The sequence below is a fragment of the Yoonia sp. R78084 genome (assembly GCF_044595625.1).
In the GTDB taxonomy this organism is placed as follows: Bacteria; Pseudomonadota; Alphaproteobacteria; order Rhodobacterales; family Rhodobacteraceae; genus Yoonia.
Map to the genome: position 1 here is coordinate 792,219 of NZ_CP138993.1, position 15,557 is coordinate 807,775.

Below are 15,557 nucleotides of genomic sequence, written 5' to 3' on the forward strand. Positions count from 1 at the left end.
ACAAAGAGCCATCACTTCTCCAAAGGTAATCGCAATGAAACAGAGCCCTATGGAGGTCTGTGTTGCGTCGACTTGATTGAGGTTGGGGTATGCGGGAAGCCCGCTGCGGATCGTAGCAGCGAGACCTTTCCTCGTAATACGCACAGAAAAACCTAGGCAAAAATCTAGGCTAGCCGATCGCTTGAACTACACTCGCTCACACTTTCAGTGCGTTTTGGATCGAAGGGGAAATCAAAGCTCTTTGCTCGGCGCGATGCGGATGGGGCTGGGGCGGGCATTGAATGAGTTTTCAAGCCGGAATAATGAATGGGTCAGCACCATTGGGCGGGCAGATTGTCGGCAGAGCGGTTAGTCGCGACGATGCTTGTTACTTTGAGGCCGATATGGACTGGAACCACTGCCTCTGAATGATACAGCGGCTGTCAGTATGAAGGAACCGATGACCAAGCAGAGGTGTGGGCTGTGCGCTGCGAGCATAACTAGCACCCATATAATAGCGTAGCATTTGAGAACCGGCGTCGCGATAGCTTGGCAACACAAGGGAACGGTCTTCCTGCATGGCCCGTTGCTGAAGCGAATAGGATCGCTTTCCATTCATTCAAACAAAGGATCGGTCAAGGTTTGTCAGCCCAACGAGCAGCGCCAGAAGAGATGCGGGAAGTCGCAAATGATCCAGAAGATGAACGAAGAGTAATTCCGCTGGAGAACGGTCTGTCTCCACGGGCGTGCCGCTGCCGAGTTCAGGCTGAGTGCCCTAAAACGATCTTTGGGACAATGGGTCTAAGTTAGCGGAAAAGGAAATATCTATCTCTTAGCGGGCGAGAGCGGCCCAAAAGTGCCATTCGCAAGCGATCGCCATGCCACAGAGCAGCTTCAACAAAGCGGACATAGCTCTAATCGATTTGGTATCGGTGCGGGCATCCCGAAAGCCGACTTCGCCAACAACGACGTTGAGTTGACTGAGGGATTGTCAGCTAAACCTGAAAAATAGCAAAATAACGCTAGCGACACGACTGCCGATGTAACAGTCTTTCGATAAAACTGGAGCTTCTAAGGCGGACCGCTCAAATACGGGTTGTTCTTCAGGCTCGGATCGATAGGCTGAAAATAACGAGCTTGAGGACGAATAATGAAAACTCGCCGCTGCCACGTTCTAGTCGATTGGTGGGGACAGGCAAGATCGGTGTTTTTTGCTAACCGGAACGCCTCGCCAGGACACTGTAGTGAGACAACATTACGTAATGTGGAGGCTGTCGTCGAGACAGCACTTAACTTGGAGAAAGTGCAACCCGAAAGATGGGACGTTTCTTTCAGACTCTATGCTGGATGGATGAGCGGCACTAAACCAACGTCAATCCTAAATGACTATCAAAGTCTCAAAGATGGGTATGCCAAGCGGCGTCGGATCGGCTCGCTGCTAAAGTCAGCGTTGTTCTTGCCAGCCACGATTGGTTTGGACCGAGGAGACAGACTTTTGGCAGATAAGTCGGGAAAACGACTAGAAAAAAGATCCAGCACCCATTTTCCCTTCACTGCGAGAGTAGAGTGCGGTTGTCCGCTATGCGAGCATATGGGTAAGAAAGCACCAGACGGCTTTGTTTGCGAACGATTCATGGAGAAGCAAGTCGACACGGCCCTTGTGGCCGATGCGATTTCACTGTCCATTGACAGCGAAAAGTCCAAAATTCTGATAGTCAGCAATGACGATGACATGATGCCTGCGCTAATCGCCGGTGAGTCGCTTGGGGGGGATATTTCGTTGATCAATACGGTACGAAAACGGCATACTCACGCGCAGCATTTGCGCGACTTGATCCATGGACCAGAGGAAGCTTCGTTATGAACACCGATGAAACAGAACTTTCCGACCTTAAACTATTTCACGACCCATTTTCGGAAGCCGAGTTTCGAGTTCTTGAAAAGGGAGGCTGGTTTGCAGAATTCGAGCGGCAAGGTGTTCCAGTTTCTATCCGAAAAGATGAAAATGGGCGGATATTCTGCAACAGGTCTGGCAACGTAATTGCTGGCAACTTTAGGGCATTACTTGCTGGAGAGCAGTTTGCAAACCTTGACTACCTAGCCCGCGCACTGGTGCATGAATACGAAAGTGCCCTTACGAATTGGATGGAAGTTCCCTTCACCATAGATAAACAGGAAGACGGCACTTCATCGTTTGTTGAAGTAACGGAATTCATAACCAGCCTATCGAGCGGCGGTGTCGTAGGACTAGAAGGTCCTGCTGGAGCTGGAAAGACTCATTTCATTGAGCGCTTTGCAGCTCTTAGGGCAACGCAATTCCTAAAAAGGGATGGGGTAGCCCCAATCCTGATTCCAGTCACAAGCGCAGGGAAGGTATTGTCTGCCGTAGATGACCGGATTGATGGTGCGTTTTCAGCACTTAGAGCCAGCTTCAACAGGTCTGAAATGCCCGTGTTGATGAGGTATGGATTAATTTCGCTGGCGATTGATGGCTTTGATGAACTTTCAGATAGTCGCGGCTATGACAACTCTTGGTCTGCCCTTCGAGATTTATTCCAAGATGTCGGCGGCACAGGGTTAGTCATCTTATCGGGGCGCGATTCCTTCATTAGTGCAAAAGAGCTTAAAGAACTCATCGGACCGTCGGTCAATTTATTGGGGTCTGAACTCCATTCCATTCGCATTGATTTCCCTGGAGTGAAAGAGGCAAGTAACTGGGTTTCTACAAAGAACCTTGAATGGCAAGCGCGGAAAAATGAACTCGAAGCGCGTTTTGGTGAATATTATTGGCTGCGCCGTCCCTTTTTTGTATCTCAAATCGCTGCGATGCCTCCCGAGCGTTTCCTTGAAACTGGCGATGAACCTATTGTTGCTCTATGCGACTCGATCGTTGAAAGAGAAGTACAAAAGCTCGGGCTGCCAGCCGAAGTTTCTCCCAAAGAAGGTAAGGAGCTAGTCTATTCAATCCTTACGGAAGCGGCTCGAACTATGATGGACTACGAAGTCGGTTATGTTGACTCTTCCTTGTTAGAGCTTGCCGTTGAAATAGCATGTGAGGAAATTCTGCCTGACGCTAAGCAACTAAGCCAAGCGCTGTCAGCTCGGGCCAGAACGCTAACCCTGTTGGAGCCAGCACACGGGAGTGGCAAACGTGATAATAGAATGTTTGCTCACGAAAAAATAAAAGCCTTTTTCTATTCGAGACACTTGTTGGACGAAATGATGCGGGAGGGCCCCTTACCCACCGGTCTTCGCCGAAATCAACTGACCTTATCGGATTTGTCGATCTTTTCAGCACTTATTACGGGTTCTGAAAATGTGCTAATTGCTGAATTTTTAGCTAGAATTAGAGAAAAGTCGAAGAACGAAACCAAGGGAAGCTTATTAGCATCCAACCTCGCAGCGTTGGAGATATCGTGTCCTTGCCCTTCGGGCGTGGACCCAAGTTTCATGACAAATATTTCGATAATTGACGCCACGACTTCTGATCAGACTGCAATAACGTTTCGTGACGTTTACATCAATCGCTTCGACGTCTCAGACTCTGATCTCAGGTCTTGCGAGTTTCTGTCCTGCGAAATAGGCGAGCTTATAGTCAGTAAGGCTACTAGATTTGGCAAAACGACGCCTAAGGCATTCAAGCTGGTTGGCAAAGCTTTTGACGGCACGGAAACGAAGATGCATGAAGAAGAGGCAATTGAAAGGGAGCTTTCTATACTTGGCCCAAATGAGATAAAGGAAGCTGTGCACGTCCTTCCAAAGACCGTAGAAATATTGGTTCGCCTCATGCTCAAAGGACACTGGGTTCGCCTAGAGCAGGATGATCATCGCGGGAAGCGACTTGTGGAAAGACAGGATTGGCCAACGATCTCTAAATTGCTCACAAAGCATGGCGTTCTGGAGACCCGGAACATTGGTGCAGGTGGTGGACCGGGCGAATTTGTTCATTTAAAAAGCGCCCAAGACTTTCTCACTGGTGAATCGGAAAGCCCTGAAGTTCAAAAAGCGCTGCACGCACTAAGCGAGCTTCAATGAAAGTAATAGTTCGGTGAGGCAACTGATTTGGCGCTGAGCCTGAGTGAGGAACCACTTGTTATCTGCTTTCCCAACTTGCCGAACTGCAACAAGTTCCCGGACCGCGGCGACTAGCCCAATCTCGGATCAAAGCTTGGCCGAGGCTAGCTCCCCGATGAATGACAGCTTTCGATGACGCGCCATAACGATTCCGTACCTGCAGCGAATGTCTCCTTCCCGTCCGCATTGCCACTCAGCACCGGAAGGCTCTGCATGGTATGACCTATTCTCTCCCAATCCCTTGCGATGGTTATTGGCCAAGGTAAGTCGCTTGCTGGCCTTGCCCTTCGAGCTTACGAAGCTGCTCTAGGGTCGTCAGCAGTTAGCGTCGTCAGGACTGAAAGAAGAGAAGCGGCATGAGGTCCCAGAGTAGACTTAGGCGGACTTCTTACTTGGGGCTCTGGTTTCCTGAAGGGCTTGTGGCCCTATGCTACTTTTTAGTGCTGCCATCGGGGGCTGAGGGTGCGGACAAACACGGAGAAAAAACAGGGACTACAATCTGTCTTCTCCCAGACTATACGGCGAACCTGCAATAGTGCCCGCGTGAGCAAAAGAGGGGGGCAACGCACCAGAAAGTCGCCTTCGGCTCATTTCTGTTTGCGTCTCCGAGGCCCCCCTTTTTATTCACACCTTCAACTTTCTGCGGAGCCAACTGCAGGGAAGGCTAAATGGTGGAAGTATGCTCTGATTGCTGAAACCGAATGCGAAAACTTGGCGATGATTTACAGCCACGAACAGAGACGAAGGACATTCGCTACGCCCCCTTAGGGGGGCTTCGGTAGCCCCTTAGTCCACAAATTGCTCTTGTCGCGGGTCAATCTGTATCCCACACGCCTTGTAGAGGGGCATTGGTTGACAGAACGACATGTAACGGATGGTCACTTAAGAATAAATTTGATTGGGGACGCACCCGGCAGCGCCCAGAAAACTGCGCCTTCGGCTTGGTTTCTGCGCGATAGCCCCAATCAAAAGTTCGCCATCCGATCCCTGTCGCGGGCTTTCGTCGAAGATCTAGCAGAGCACCCGTAGGACAAAATGTAGGACATTATGTGCCTATTGACCTCCTGAGTCCCTGTTTGTTAGCCTTGCTTTGCTGAGAACATCAACGGCGAAAGTGCCTGTAACGGGAGCTGAACGAGGGACATCCCTCCGCCCCTGGGCACCACTCCCTTCGCCAACCTATTGATATCACTCAGTTTACTGTGGAAACTGCGCGGGCGTAGGACATGACGCTGCCTTTGGGGCGTCATTTTTGCGATGGAGAAAGGACGGAGCAATACCCAAATGAAACTCGATGCCAACGATCAAGTATGTGGTTTCGCTGCCAAGGAACTGCGGGACTTCTTCCGTCGAAGCGATTGTGTCACCAGCCAAGAATTGACGAGGCACTTCGGGCTGAATGAAAGTGCTGCGAAGGACCGTCTGACGCAGTTAGTCTCGGAGGGCTTGATTGAGCCAGAAAAGGGCCAAGGGAACACTCCAACAGTCTACGTAAAGACAACTAAGGGCAACGCAATTGCGAATGTAAGTTTCGGACCTCGTATGAGCCGGGCGAAGGCAGATAGTCTAGTGAAGGACATCTGTGCGAGAGCTGAAGAGGTCAATCTTAGCGATAGCTTTATTCATCGAGTAGAGAAGATTTGGGTGTTCGGGAGCTACACCACAGAAGCCCCCGACCTAGGAGACCTGGACCTAGTTGTCGAAGATAGGTTTAAAGCTGAGCTTGGTGATAGGAATGAAGTTCTCGCCGACTACATAGCAAACAGTGGTCGCCAACTGCGTTGTATCTTGGACCGGCTCGCGTATCCGACACAAGAAGTGCTCAGGCACCTAAAGAAGCGCTCGCGCCATATCAGCTTTCACGACAAAAGCCAGTTGGAGTTGCTTAAGGTCACACCCGTCCTTTTGTTTGACGCTTCAGCATCTGGCGATTGACCGGTCGCTAGGAAATCTTGGACATCCACCGCTCAAGGACTTCGAGCGGATATCCACTTCCGTAGCTCTGCCCGACGCCTTCAGTTTGCCAACCTCCGATCTGATCCACGATGTCGGCGGGGCACTCGATCGCTCTCAGACGGTCTCGTATGGAGTGGCGAAAGCTGTGCATTGTACCCTTCTGAGGCACGTGCGGTTTGAGCCACTTGTTAAGTGTGGCACTCGCTGAGTTTGCGTTGGTTTGATCTCCCTTGTTGTACCTAGGGAAGGCAAACTGGCTGTCTGTGACGCTCTCATGCAGCCTCTGTGCGGCCCAAAGAGACGCCCCAACTAGGGGAACGATGCGCGAACTCCCTGAGGTCTTCAAGCGTCGCCATGGATGCTCTTGGACGACCACATGCGGGATCGGATCGTCGAGCTTGATGTCGTCCTTCATGAGACCGGCAGCTTCTGCAAGACGCATCCCCGTGTCGGACACCAGCGCGACCAGCCAACGAAGATCATCGTCGAGCTTGCGGCACTCTGTCTGAATAGTTCGGATGGCATCGATAGGCACTGGAACACGCCCTTCTACGCCAGCGTTTCGGTCATAGTAGACCTTGCCGAAGGGGTTTGTGAACTCAATGCCAATTTCGCTGGCAGAGAAGCTGATGACCGAACGGACCGTGCCAAAGACTTGGGTTATGCTGCTGCCCGCCAGGCCCCGGTCAATCAAGTTGTCGCGGAAAGCATTGGCGTCAGCCTTTGTGTAGGAAGTAATGTCCTTGTCGCCACAAACGTCGATCACGTAACCGCAAGAACGCTCCGCAGTCCGGTGGAAAGTGACAGGACGTCCTTGTCCTTTGAGCTTGAGGTAGATCGCTACAGCCTCCGAGAGCTTGACGCTGACAGTCTCAGAAGCTGCGACAGCAACTCCCGCAGCAACCGCGTTACCGTTCTGTGCCATCCGTAAAAGGTGCTTTCCCGGCAGGTCAAGGTCACGGATGCGAAGGTGATACCAGTACTCGTCGAGCTTTTGTGCAGCTCTCGTGGCCCTTGAGGCAGCTACCAAAGTTGACCGAGTTCTGAGTGAGTACGAAATTTTGCTGGCCGAGTAATGCTTTCGAAGGTCTCTGGGGACCCTCCGCTCGAAGTAGTAGATCCCGTTCTTGGTGAACGAAAAGGGGACCGAAATGTCCTTCGTCATGTCCTACGCCCGCGCAGTTTCCACAGTAAACTGAGTGATATCAATAGGTTGGCGAAGGGAGTGGTGCCCAGGGGCGGAATCGAACCACCGACACGAGGATTTTCAATCCACTGCTCTACCCCTGAGCTACCCGGGCACCGGGATGTTGGCGCTGTGCGCCCGCATCGGGTAGCGGCGTTTTAGACGTGGGAAAGGGGGGTGTCCAGAGGGATTTGTTGGAAAAGCAGATCGCTAATGCGGTTTCTGCCTTTGTGCCGCGTCCAACTCCTGTTCAAGCTCTTCCAGATCCTCGGGATTGTCCGCAGGAATGGCGTATGCCCCCGAAAACCATTTCGCCAAATCAATGTCCGCGCAGCGCTTTGAACAGAACGGACGGAAATCGGTTTCGGTGGGTTTGTCACAGATCGGGCAGGGCATCAGATGTCCTTAAACAGGTGTTTGGGAAAAGGCGGGCGCTCGCGTTTGCGCTGCAATTCAAACAGGCCCATAGGGGTCCAGCCGACCAAAGACGTCTCGATCGGATCGGCCTTGAATGAGGCGCGCAGCGATTGTTCCACCTGCTTGCGGTGCGCCTTTGACATGGACACGAAATCCACCGAAATCTGCCCAGCGAGCCCCCGCAAACGCAAGGCACGCGGCAAAGCGCGCGCTGCCGCCAAATTCGCCTTCAGCGCAGCCGCAGGCGAGGTATCGTTGCCGGTGTTCACATCAACCGCGACCAGTGCGCGCGTGGGCTCCACATACATATACCCTTCGCCCAAGACGACCTGTGGCTGGCTGAGTGCACCCACCTGATCCAGCACGCCAAGATCGGCAAAAGACCCTGCGCGCGTAATCACCTCTGCCGCACCCGTCCATTCGCGCCACGCCACCAAGTGCGGGCCGTCGCCTTCGGTCAGGGCCTCGGGCTCATTGCCGTCAGCATCTGCCAGCACCGCGTCGGCCAAAGCGACCATGGCGAGGATATCATCGGCAATCTCGGCTTCATCGGCGCCTTCGCAGGAGGAGCGCAGGATCAAACCATGCGGGCTGTCAAACACCTCATGTGCAACCGCCAAAAGCGCATCGCGCACATCTTCATCGGTGATCTGGCGCGAAATATTCAATCCTGGTTTGCCCGGCGTTACAATCGCATAGCGGCTCTTGAACAACACGCGGTCCGTGACCGGCACAGCTTTGCCGTCCTCGGCAATACCCGTGACCTGCACCAGCATCGCCTGACCGGGTTTCAGGCCCTTTCCGTGGCGCAGAAATGCCGTTTCACCCGCGGGCAGGCGCAGCATCATGCCCCCCTGGCCCTTGATCGGCCGGTCACAGATTGCACGGAAGATCGCACCCGGGCGGGGGGCGTCTTCGTGTTCAATCAGGAGATCATCCAGCTTGCCATCCACCAGATAGGCAGCCGCCTCTATTTCGCCGATATGGTCCAGAACAATCATGCGGCCCTTCATGCGCCACCTCCATAAAGCACAACGCCCGCCGCTGTCAGCAGACCGGCGGTTTCGGTAAGCGGCAGGCCAACGATGCCGGTGTACGACCCGTTGATCCAGGGAATGAATGCACCAGCCGGCCCCTGGATCGCATAACCTCCGGCCTTGCCGCGCCAGTCGTCCGACGCGAGGTAGGCGTTCACCTCCGCGTCCGACAATTGCTTGAATGCGACCGTGCTTTGCACATCCTTCGTCCAGATCTGCCCTTCACGTTTTACCGCGAGTGCGGTGATCACCTTATGGCGCCGCCCTGACAGGGCAAAAAGAAACTGCGCAGCCTCGGCGGCATCTGCGGGTTTGCCCATGATCCGCCTCCCCAATGCCACCGTGGTATCGGCACAGAGGACGACTTCATCCGCGCCAGCAGGCACAGCCGCCACCTTTTCCGCAGCAATCCGTTTGACGTAATCGCGGGGCAATTCACCCTTGCGCACGTCTTCATCAATATCGGGTGGGCGCACCGCACTGGGCACCAGCCCAAGCTGCGCCAACAGCTCCAGCCTCCGTGGAGAACCGGAGCCAAGAACAAGCTTCAAAGTGGGATTTGGGGGGAGGGTGGTCATTTATCAACATCCACCGGCGCGGCCGTGATTTGCCATTGGCAAGTCCCTTCCCCGCGCCGCGCGAAGCTGTGCTTCACGCTACTTAAAGCGATAGTTAATCCGACCTTTGGTCAGATCGTAAGGTGTCATTTCCACCTGTACCTTGTCGCCTGCCAGAACACGAATGCGGTTCTTGCGCATCTTTCCTGCCGTATGCGCGATAATCTCATGGCCGTTTTCCAGCTCGACCCGAAACGTCGCGTTTGGCAGAAGTTCTTTCACGACACCTGGGAATTCGAGCAGTTCTTCCTTGGCCATGTGATCTCCTATGTTTCACACCCGCATCAACAAGCGGGCGCCGCCTAGATGCGCCTGAATACAGTATTTTTCAAGGGTGAATCGTGAATATCTCGGCGATGCGCTGGCCGTGACGTGCGCAAGCAGTGTCGCCACGGCCCGTCATGCCCGCCACATCAGGTGCTATCCTGCTTGTCGAAGGTTCATCTGCGCAGGTATTTGCGGCAGGGCTTGCCTGGTTTGGAAGCGTGACAGCAGGTTGTCCAGGATAGCCAATTCATCCGAAAGCCGTTTGACTTGCTCCGCGCTGTCATCTGAAAGGGTGGCCACATTCTGCACGCCAATGTCGATGGCGCGAATTGCGGATTCGATGTCCAAAACGCTTTGTGATTGTTGCGTCGCCGTGCGGGCGATCCGGTCAACGGCCTCTGCCACAGTCGCCGCGCCGTGATTGATCGCATCCAGCGAGGCACCGGCAGTCTCAATCAAAGTGCGGCCCTTCATGACTTCGGTTTCACAACTGCGGGTCAGTTTCGCGATCTCTTTCGAGGCCTCTGCAGACCGATTCGACAAATTGCGCACCTCGCTTGCGACCACCGCAAATCCGCTGCCGGCCGCGCCGGCACGTGCGGCCTCGACCGCGGCATTCAATGAAAGCAGATTTGTTTGAAATGCAAACCCCTCAATGACTTCTGTGGTTTTTGAAACCTCTTTCGAGAGGGTTTCGATACGTTTGATCGCTGTGATCGTGTCCGCGACGATTCGGCTGCCCTCGCGCGACTTGTCCGCCGTTAGCGCGGCCTCTTGATCAAGTTCACGGGTTGAATTGCTCGTGCCTGCGACCGCGTGCGATATCTGGCTGAGAGAGCTTGTGGTTTCCGCCAGCATATCCTTTTGCGCTTGCGCCTTTTGCTGCAACTGCCGCGCCCCGTTTTGCACAGCCCTGCCGACATCGTGGAGCCGTTCTGATCCGGACCGGATCGTATTCATTAGATCCTCCAGCCCCGCGAGCGTTTCGTTGAAGCTTGATTTGACGGATTGGTGTTGTGGCGCGACAGGATCGGAAATGCGCGCCGTAAGGTCACCTTCACGCAGTGCGGCAAGCCCGTCGACCAGCAACTGCATAATCCGGTGCGAGGCGGTGACGTCACTGGCCAATTTCACGACTTGTCTGACATTGCCTTGCGCATCGCGAACGGGCGCATAGGATGCGGAAATCCACACCTCATCCCCGGATTTCGAAATCCGCTTGAATTCGCCCGATGAGATTTCACCGCGCGCAAGGCTGGGCCAGAAATCGTTATATGCGTCCGAATTTCTGTCGGCCTCTGAGAGAAAGATACGGTGGTGTTTGCCAATAATCTCTGACGCGTCTTCATAACCCATCGTCGCGACAAAAGCCGCGTTAGCATTGACGATCGTGCCATCGGGCTCAAAGAAGATAATCGCTTGCGACTGATAAGCGGCCGCGAGAACGGCGTCGTCATCAGCATTTCGTGCAAGTGACCTAGTCCAAAACATAATCTCATCACCTCGGGAAGAATTTCTTCAACCCATACAAAGGTGCAATTAAGCTTTGGTAAAAGTCACACGGATGCCGGGCCGAACCGCGACACAAGCTTGTTCATGATTTGATCGCGGGTCTTGCGATAGCTGTCCAGCCGCGCCTCGCGGCTCTCGCCAAGGCCTGTGGGGTCAAGGATCGGCCAGTACTCGACGTCGAGATGATAGAACCGGGTCAGGTCAAGCGCGCGCCGCTGACTTGCGGGCGACAGCGCCAGCACCAGATCGAACGACGACAGATCATCGCCCCAATCTTCCATTTCATCAAATGAGCGGGACCGGTGGCGTGACAGCTCGACACCCATTTCGGCACAGACAGCCACGGCAAACCCGTCAATCTCCAGATCATTCTTTACGCCAACCGACTGGATATAGCACTGTTTGCCATAGAGCTTTTTCATGATCCCCTCGGCCATGGGCGAGCGGACAGAATTGTGGTCACAGCAAAACAGCACCGACTGGGGAAGGGGTGCGTATGTGCTGTCTTGCGCCATTACCTAGCCCCCAAAGTGCAGCACGCAAATCAACGTAAAGAGCCGGCGGGCGGTATCGATATCAACGTCGGCCTTGCCCTCCAGACGTTCTTGCAACACCCGCGCGCCTTCGTTGTGGATGCCGCGACGGGCCATATCAATCGTCTCGATCTGGCTGGGGGGCAGGGTTTTGACCGCGTCAAAATAGCTTTCGCAAATCTGGAAATAATCCTTCACGACCTGCCGGAACGGCCCGAGCGACAGATGGAATTCACCGGCCACGCTGTCATCTTCTTGTTTGATATCAAAGACAAGCCTGCGTTCCTTGATCGAAAGTTCCAGCTTGTAGGGGCCGGGCGGCACCTTGCGCCCGTCACGGGCGGGCAGGGCAAAGCTGTTGTCTTCCAGCAGATCGAACATCGCCACTTTACGTTCCTGATCTATCTCGGGCGTTGGCGGTGGCAGATTACGGTCGTCGATATTGATATGGATGATCTTGCTCATGGCTCACCTCTGTTCAGGCGGTCGAGACGTGCGCGCACGGACAGGCCATGCGCTTCGAGGCTCTCCGATATTGCCAGACGTTCTGCTGCAGGCCCGATCGCGGCCAGCGCGTCTGGGGTCATGCGTGAAAGGGTCGTGCGTTTGATAAAGTCCATGACCGATAGCCCGCTTGAGAACCGCGCGGAACGGGCCGTCGGCAATACGTGATTTGGGCCACCAATGTAGTCACCGATCGCCTCGGGTGTCCAACCCCCAATGAAAATTGCACCCGCATGGGTGATTTTCGCAGATAGCGCGTCGGCGTCAGCCGTGCAAAGCTCTAGGTGCTCTGGTGCAATCCGGTCCGACAGGCGGGCGGCCTCGTCAAAATCCCTGACGGTGATGATGGCGCCGAAATCACGCCAGCTTGCACCGGCAATCTTGCGGCGTTCCAGCGTTTCAACCCGCTTGTCGACGGCCGCCGCAACAGCCTGCCCGAAACCCGCGTCATCGGTAATCAGGATCGACTGTGCGCTCTCGTCATGTTCGGCCTGTGACAGCAGATCAAGCGCGATCCAGTCAGGATCATTGTCCTTGTCGGCAATCACCAAAATCTCGGACGGGCCTGCGATCATATCAATGCCCACCTTGCCAAACACCCGCCGCTTGGCCGCGGCCACAAAGGCGTTGCCGGGGCCGGTGATCTTGTCGACCGGCGCAATTGTCTCGGTCCCGTAGGCAAGGGCGGCAATCGCCTGTGCGCCGCCGATCCGGTAAATCTCGTCCACGCCCGCAATTTTCGCCGCCATCAACACCAGCGGATTGGTCACGCCGTCCGGCGTCGGCACGACAATGGCCAGACGCTGCACACCCGCCACCTTGGCGGGGATCGCATTCATCAAGACCGATGACGGATAAGATGCCGTCCCCCCCGGCACATAAAGACCCGCAGCCGACACAGGCGTCCAGCGCCATCCCAGCGTTGCACCGTCTGGATCGGTCCACATCGCGTCTTCGGGCATCTGGCGGCTGTGATAGGCACGGATACGGTCAGCGGCCAGCTGTAGCGCCGCGCGATCGGCGTCATCTACCAATGCACATTCCGCCGCAATCTCTTCGGGTGTGAAACGCATGGTTTGCGGCGTCAGATCCAGCCGGTCAAATTTTGCCGTCAGCTCCAGCACCGCCGCATCGCCGCGCTTGCGTACATCCGCGATAATATCCGCCACGACATGATCCACATCGGGGCTGTCTTCGCGCTTTGCGCTCAGGATCGCGGTAAAGCGGGCCTCGAAATCGGGATCAGTGGTGGATAGAAACTGTGGCATCGGCATTCTCCTTGGCGCAGGACATAGCGTTCAGGGCAGGGGGCATCAATAGAGCACGGCGCCGTCCCGGACGTGATCCGGGACCTCGACCGCGTCGCGTGCAAAAGGCCCCGGATCAGGTCCGGGGCTCTGTGGCGCTATTCGGGATGCGATGGCGCCTTTTTTGACGGCGCGACATAGGGTCGTGTGACGTCGCGCAACAGCACCTCGAGGGCCTCAACCTCCAAGGCAATCGCGCCATCGCCGGCTAGGGTCAGCTCCACACGGCCGGTGCCATCTTCACCGGGCAGAAACGCAATCGCGAGCAGCGAATACACCATATCCGCATCGGCCTTATCCACGCCTTGGGTCTGGACCTTCAGCACGTCTTCCACCGCCAGAACTGCCTGCACACGCTCATAGCTGCGCCTGCGCTTCTCCGCCTTCGGCGCGTCTTCCCAGCGAAAACGGTTGAGCAAAATCGCAAAACGCCGCGCCTTGCGATCCCAATTCATCTCGGCGGCGGGAAACACTGCATCCTGCACCAGTGCGGCAATCACCGCCAGATCCTCGGTATCCAGTGCCTTCAGGCGTAGAGGCGCCTCGCGCCCGTCCTCAAAACGTGCATCTTCGCTCATGCCGACACCCGCTCAATTCGGGCACCCACAGCGCGCAGCTTTTCCTCGATATGCTCATAGCCGCGATCAAGGTGATAAATCCGGCTGACAGTTGTTTCGCCCTCTGCGGCCAAACCTGCGAGGATCAGCGACACCGAAGCGCGCAAATCCGTCGCCATCACCGGCGCGCCTTTCAGGCGGTCCACACCACGCACCGTGGCGACACCCCCATGCACCTCGATATTGGCCCCCATACGGATCAGCTCGGGCGCATGCATAAAACGGTTCTCGAAGATCTTCTCTTCCAGCACTGACGTTCCGTCAGCGGTACAGAGCATCGCCATCATCTGCGCCTGCAGATCGGTTGGGAAGCCGGGGAACACTTCGGTCGTTACATCCACCGCCTGCGCACGATCCGTGCGGCGTTTGACTATTAAGCTGTGGTCCGTCTCGCTCACATCCACACCGGCGGCATCCAGTTTTTCAACGAATGAGCCCACCAGATCAAGGCGTCCGCCCAGACACTCCACTTCACCACCGGCAAAGACAGGCGCCAGCATATAGGTGCCAAGCTCGATCCGGTCCGTCACGACAGGATGGGTCGCAGCCCCAAGACGGTCGACACCTTCAATCGTAATCGTGCTGGTGCCTTCCCCCTCGATATGGGCGCCCATGCTGCGCAGGCATTTGGCCAGATCGACGATCTCGGGCTCGCGCGCGGCATTTTCGATCACCGTGGTGCCTTTGGCCAAAGTCGCGGCCATCAGCACGTTTTCGGTCGCCCCCACAGAGGCAAAGCGCAACGGCACCCGCGCGCCCTTCAACCCGCCGGGGGCCTTGGCATGCAGATAGCCGTCTTTCAATTCAATCTCGGCCCCCATCGCCTCAAGCGCTGTGACATGGATGTCCATCGGGCGCGCGCCGATGGCGCAGCCGCCGGGCAAGGAGACGACAGCCTGATGATGCCGCGCCAACAAAGGCCCCAAAACAAGGTTCGAGGCACGCATTTTGCGCACGATTTCATAATCCGCTGTTGTGGATGTCATGGCGTGGCTGGACAAAACCTGCACCTTGCCATCCTGCATCGAGGTCACTTCTACACCCAAAGACCGCAACAAGGCTGTCATCGTCGCGATATCCGACAGGCGCGGGGCATTGGTCAGCGTCAATGGCTCTTCTGACAACAATGTTGCAGGCATCAGTGTCAGGGCCGCATTCTTGGCCCCCGCAATCGCAATTTTGCCGTTCAGCGGAGTGCCGCCCGTGACCACGATAGAATCCATGCTGCCTACTCTTTCTGTTCACCGGACGGAGCCGCCGCCCTTGCGCGCGCCTGCGCCTTGCGTTTGGCCATATTGGCCTTCAACGCCGCCTTCAACCGGTCTTCACGGGTTTGGGCGCTCTTTTCGGCTTTGGTCTTGGTCTGTTTGTCGCTCATAGGGGTGGTCTTATCAATACCCGCAAAAACCGTCCAGAGAGGGCTTGCACCAAGGGGCGATTGCCGCTAATTCCCCGCCTCACGGATGCTGTGGTAGCTCAGTGGCAGAGCACACCCTTGGTAAGGGTGAGGTCGAGAGTTCAATCCTCTCTCACAGCACCATCCTCCCAGAT

Annotated in this window: 15 protein-coding genes, 2 tRNA genes and 1 pseudogene; 4 read left to right on the forward strand and 14 right to left on the reverse strand. The window is 55.5% G+C overall.

Annotation, left to right across the window (positions count from 1 at the left end; all coding sequences use genetic code 11):
* Nucleotides 1-1,129 precede the first annotated feature (1,129 nt).
* The 3 genes from SJY29_RS04150 (at nucleotide 1,130) to SJY29_RS04160 (ending at nucleotide 5,988) form a co-directional block, all read left to right on the forward strand.
* Nucleotides 1,130-1,843 (forward strand): hypothetical protein, encoded by a 714-nt coding sequence (locus SJY29_RS04150; RefSeq protein ID WP_400087169.1) that lies wholly within the window; start codon nucleotides 1,130-1,132, stop codon nucleotides 1,841-1,843.
* Nucleotides 1,840-4,014 carry a hypothetical protein gene (locus SJY29_RS04155; protein WP_400087172.1) on the forward strand — a complete coding sequence of 725 codons (2,175 nt, stop codon included), beginning with the start codon at nucleotides 1,840-1,842 and terminating at the stop codon, nucleotides 4,012-4,014. Before SJY29_RS04150 ends, SJY29_RS04155 begins: the two co-directional genes overlap by 4 nt.
* A gap of 1,323 nt (nucleotides 4,015-5,337) precedes the next feature.
* Nucleotides 5,338-5,988 (forward strand): hypothetical protein, encoded by a 651-nt coding sequence (locus SJY29_RS04160; RefSeq protein WP_400087175.1) that lies wholly within the window; start codon nucleotides 5,338-5,340, stop codon nucleotides 5,986-5,988.
* A gap of 7 nt (nucleotides 5,989-5,995) precedes the next feature.
* Here SJY29_RS04160 and xerC read toward each other — a convergent pair whose 3' ends face one another.
* From xerC to SJY29_RS04230, 14 genes and pseudogenes are all read right to left on the reverse strand, one after another.
* Nucleotides 5,996-6,934 carry a tyrosine recombinase XerC gene (gene xerC / locus SJY29_RS04165; RefSeq protein ID WP_400088831.1) on the reverse strand — a complete coding sequence of 313 codons (939 nt, stop codon included), beginning with the start codon at nucleotides 6,932-6,934 and terminating at the stop codon, nucleotides 5,996-5,998.
* 51 nt (nucleotides 6,935-6,985) lie between these two features.
* A pseudogene (locus tag SJY29_RS04170) lies at nucleotides 6,986-7,174 on the reverse strand (DUF6538 domain-containing protein); the annotation flags it as partial.
* 61 nt (nucleotides 7,175-7,235) lie between these two features.
* A tRNA-Phe gene (locus tag SJY29_RS04175) sits at nucleotides 7,236-7,310 on the reverse strand.
* Between the two features lie 95 nt (nucleotides 7,311-7,405).
* Complete coding sequence (locus SJY29_RS04180) at nucleotides 7,406-7,591, reverse strand: DNA gyrase inhibitor YacG (protein ID WP_110280197.1); 186 nt, start codon at nucleotides 7,589-7,591, stop codon at nucleotides 7,406-7,408.
* The gene (locus SJY29_RS04185; RefSeq protein ID WP_400087178.1) at nucleotides 7,591-8,625 is read right to left on the reverse strand and encodes a ribonuclease E/G; all 1,035 of its coding nucleotides are present in this window, start codon (nucleotides 8,623-8,625) and stop codon (nucleotides 7,591-7,593) included. Before SJY29_RS04185 ends, SJY29_RS04180 begins: the two co-directional genes overlap by 1 nt.
* Nucleotides 8,622-9,227: a Maf family protein gene (locus SJY29_RS04190; RefSeq protein ID WP_400087181.1), complete on the reverse strand. Its 606-nt coding sequence runs from the start codon at nucleotides 9,225-9,227 to the stop codon at nucleotides 8,622-8,624. Before SJY29_RS04190 ends, SJY29_RS04185 begins: the two co-directional genes overlap by 4 nt.
* Before the next feature lie 78 nt (nucleotides 9,228-9,305).
* Complete coding sequence (gene infA / locus SJY29_RS04195; protein WP_007205486.1) at nucleotides 9,306-9,524, reverse strand: translation initiation factor IF-1; 219 nt, start codon at nucleotides 9,522-9,524, stop codon at nucleotides 9,306-9,308.
* A 162-nt stretch (nucleotides 9,525-9,686) separates the two neighbouring features.
* Nucleotides 9,687-11,024 (reverse strand): methyl-accepting chemotaxis protein, encoded by a 1,338-nt coding sequence (locus SJY29_RS04200; RefSeq protein WP_400087184.1) that lies wholly within the window; start codon nucleotides 11,022-11,024, stop codon nucleotides 9,687-9,689.
* A 65-nt stretch (nucleotides 11,025-11,089) separates the two neighbouring features.
* Nucleotides 11,090-11,560 carry a low molecular weight phosphatase family protein gene (locus tag SJY29_RS04205; protein WP_400087186.1) on the reverse strand — a complete coding sequence of 157 codons (471 nt, stop codon included), beginning with the start codon at nucleotides 11,558-11,560 and terminating at the stop codon, nucleotides 11,090-11,092.
* A 3-nt stretch (nucleotides 11,561-11,563) separates the two neighbouring features.
* Complete coding sequence (locus SJY29_RS04210) at nucleotides 11,564-12,043, reverse strand: UPF0262 family protein (RefSeq protein WP_110280202.1); 480 nt, start codon at nucleotides 12,041-12,043, stop codon at nucleotides 11,564-11,566.
* Nucleotides 12,040-13,350: a histidinol dehydrogenase gene (hisD, locus tag SJY29_RS04215; protein WP_400087189.1), complete on the reverse strand. Its 1,311-nt coding sequence runs from the start codon at nucleotides 13,348-13,350 to the stop codon at nucleotides 12,040-12,042. Before hisD ends, SJY29_RS04210 begins: the two co-directional genes overlap by 4 nt.
* Nucleotides 13,351-13,487: 137 nt before the next feature.
* Complete coding sequence (locus tag SJY29_RS04220; RefSeq protein WP_400087192.1) at nucleotides 13,488-13,967, reverse strand: DUF2948 family protein; 480 nt, start codon at nucleotides 13,965-13,967, stop codon at nucleotides 13,488-13,490.
* Entirely contained in the window at nucleotides 13,964-15,229 is a 1,266-nt protein-coding gene (murA, locus tag SJY29_RS04225) for a UDP-N-acetylglucosamine 1-carboxyvinyltransferase (protein WP_110280205.1), read from the reverse strand. Before murA ends, SJY29_RS04220 begins: the two co-directional genes overlap by 4 nt.
* Before the next feature lie 5 nt (nucleotides 15,230-15,234).
* A complete protein-coding gene (locus SJY29_RS04230; protein ID WP_181417182.1) occupies nucleotides 15,235-15,384 on the reverse strand; it encodes a hypothetical protein in 150 nt (49 codons plus the stop codon).
* Nucleotides 15,385-15,471: 87 nt separating this feature from the next.
* Here SJY29_RS04230 and SJY29_RS04235 point away from each other — a divergent pair.
* A tRNA-Thr gene (locus SJY29_RS04235) sits at nucleotides 15,472-15,546 on the forward strand.
* Nucleotides 15,547-15,557: the final 11 nt, after the last annotated feature.

Coding starts and splice junctions, on each gene's coding strand:
- SJY29_RS04150 (WP_400087169.1), top strand. CDS start 1,130: ATGAAAACTCGCCGCTGCCACGTTCTAGTCGATTGGTGGGGACAGGCA.
- SJY29_RS04155 (WP_400087172.1), top strand. CDS start 1,840: ATGAACACCGATGAAACAGAACTTTCCGACCTTAAACTATTTCACGAC.
- SJY29_RS04160 (WP_400087175.1), top strand. CDS start 5,338: ATGAAACTCGATGCCAACGATCAAGTATGTGGTTTCGCTGCCAAGGAA.
- xerC (WP_400088831.1), bottom strand. CDS start 6,934: ATGGCACAGAACGGTAACGCGGTTGCTGCGGGAGTTGCTGTCGCAGCT.
- SJY29_RS04180 (WP_110280197.1), bottom strand. CDS start 7,591: ATGCCCTGCCCGATCTGTGACAAACCCACCGAAACCGATTTCCGTCCG.
- SJY29_RS04185 (WP_400087178.1), bottom strand. CDS start 8,625: ATGAAGGGCCGCATGATTGTTCTGGACCATATCGGCGAAATAGAGGCG.
- SJY29_RS04190 (WP_400087181.1), bottom strand. CDS start 9,227: ATGACCACCCTCCCCCCAAATCCCACTTTGAAGCTTGTTCTTGGCTCC.
- infA (WP_007205486.1), bottom strand. CDS start 9,524: ATGGCCAAGGAAGAACTGCTCGAATTCCCAGGTGTCGTGAAAGAACTT.
- SJY29_RS04200 (WP_400087184.1), bottom strand. CDS start 11,024: ATGTTTTGGACTAGGTCACTTGCACGAAATGCTGATGACGACGCCGTT.
- SJY29_RS04205 (WP_400087186.1), bottom strand. CDS start 11,560: ATGGCGCAAGACAGCACATACGCACCCCTTCCCCAGTCGGTGCTGTTT.
- SJY29_RS04210 (WP_110280202.1), bottom strand. CDS start 12,043: ATGAGCAAGATCATCCATATCAATATCGACGACCGTAATCTGCCACCG.
- hisD (WP_400087189.1), bottom strand. CDS start 13,350: ATGCCACAGTTTCTATCCACCACTGATCCCGATTTCGAGGCCCGCTTT.
- SJY29_RS04220 (WP_400087192.1), bottom strand. CDS start 13,967: ATGAGCGAAGATGCACGTTTTGAGGACGGGCGCGAGGCGCCTCTACGC.
- murA (WP_110280205.1), bottom strand. CDS start 15,229: ATGGATTCTATCGTGGTCACGGGCGGCACTCCGCTGAACGGCAAAATT.
- SJY29_RS04230 (WP_181417182.1), bottom strand. CDS start 15,384: ATGAGCGACAAACAGACCAAGACCAAAGCCGAAAAGAGCGCCCAAACC.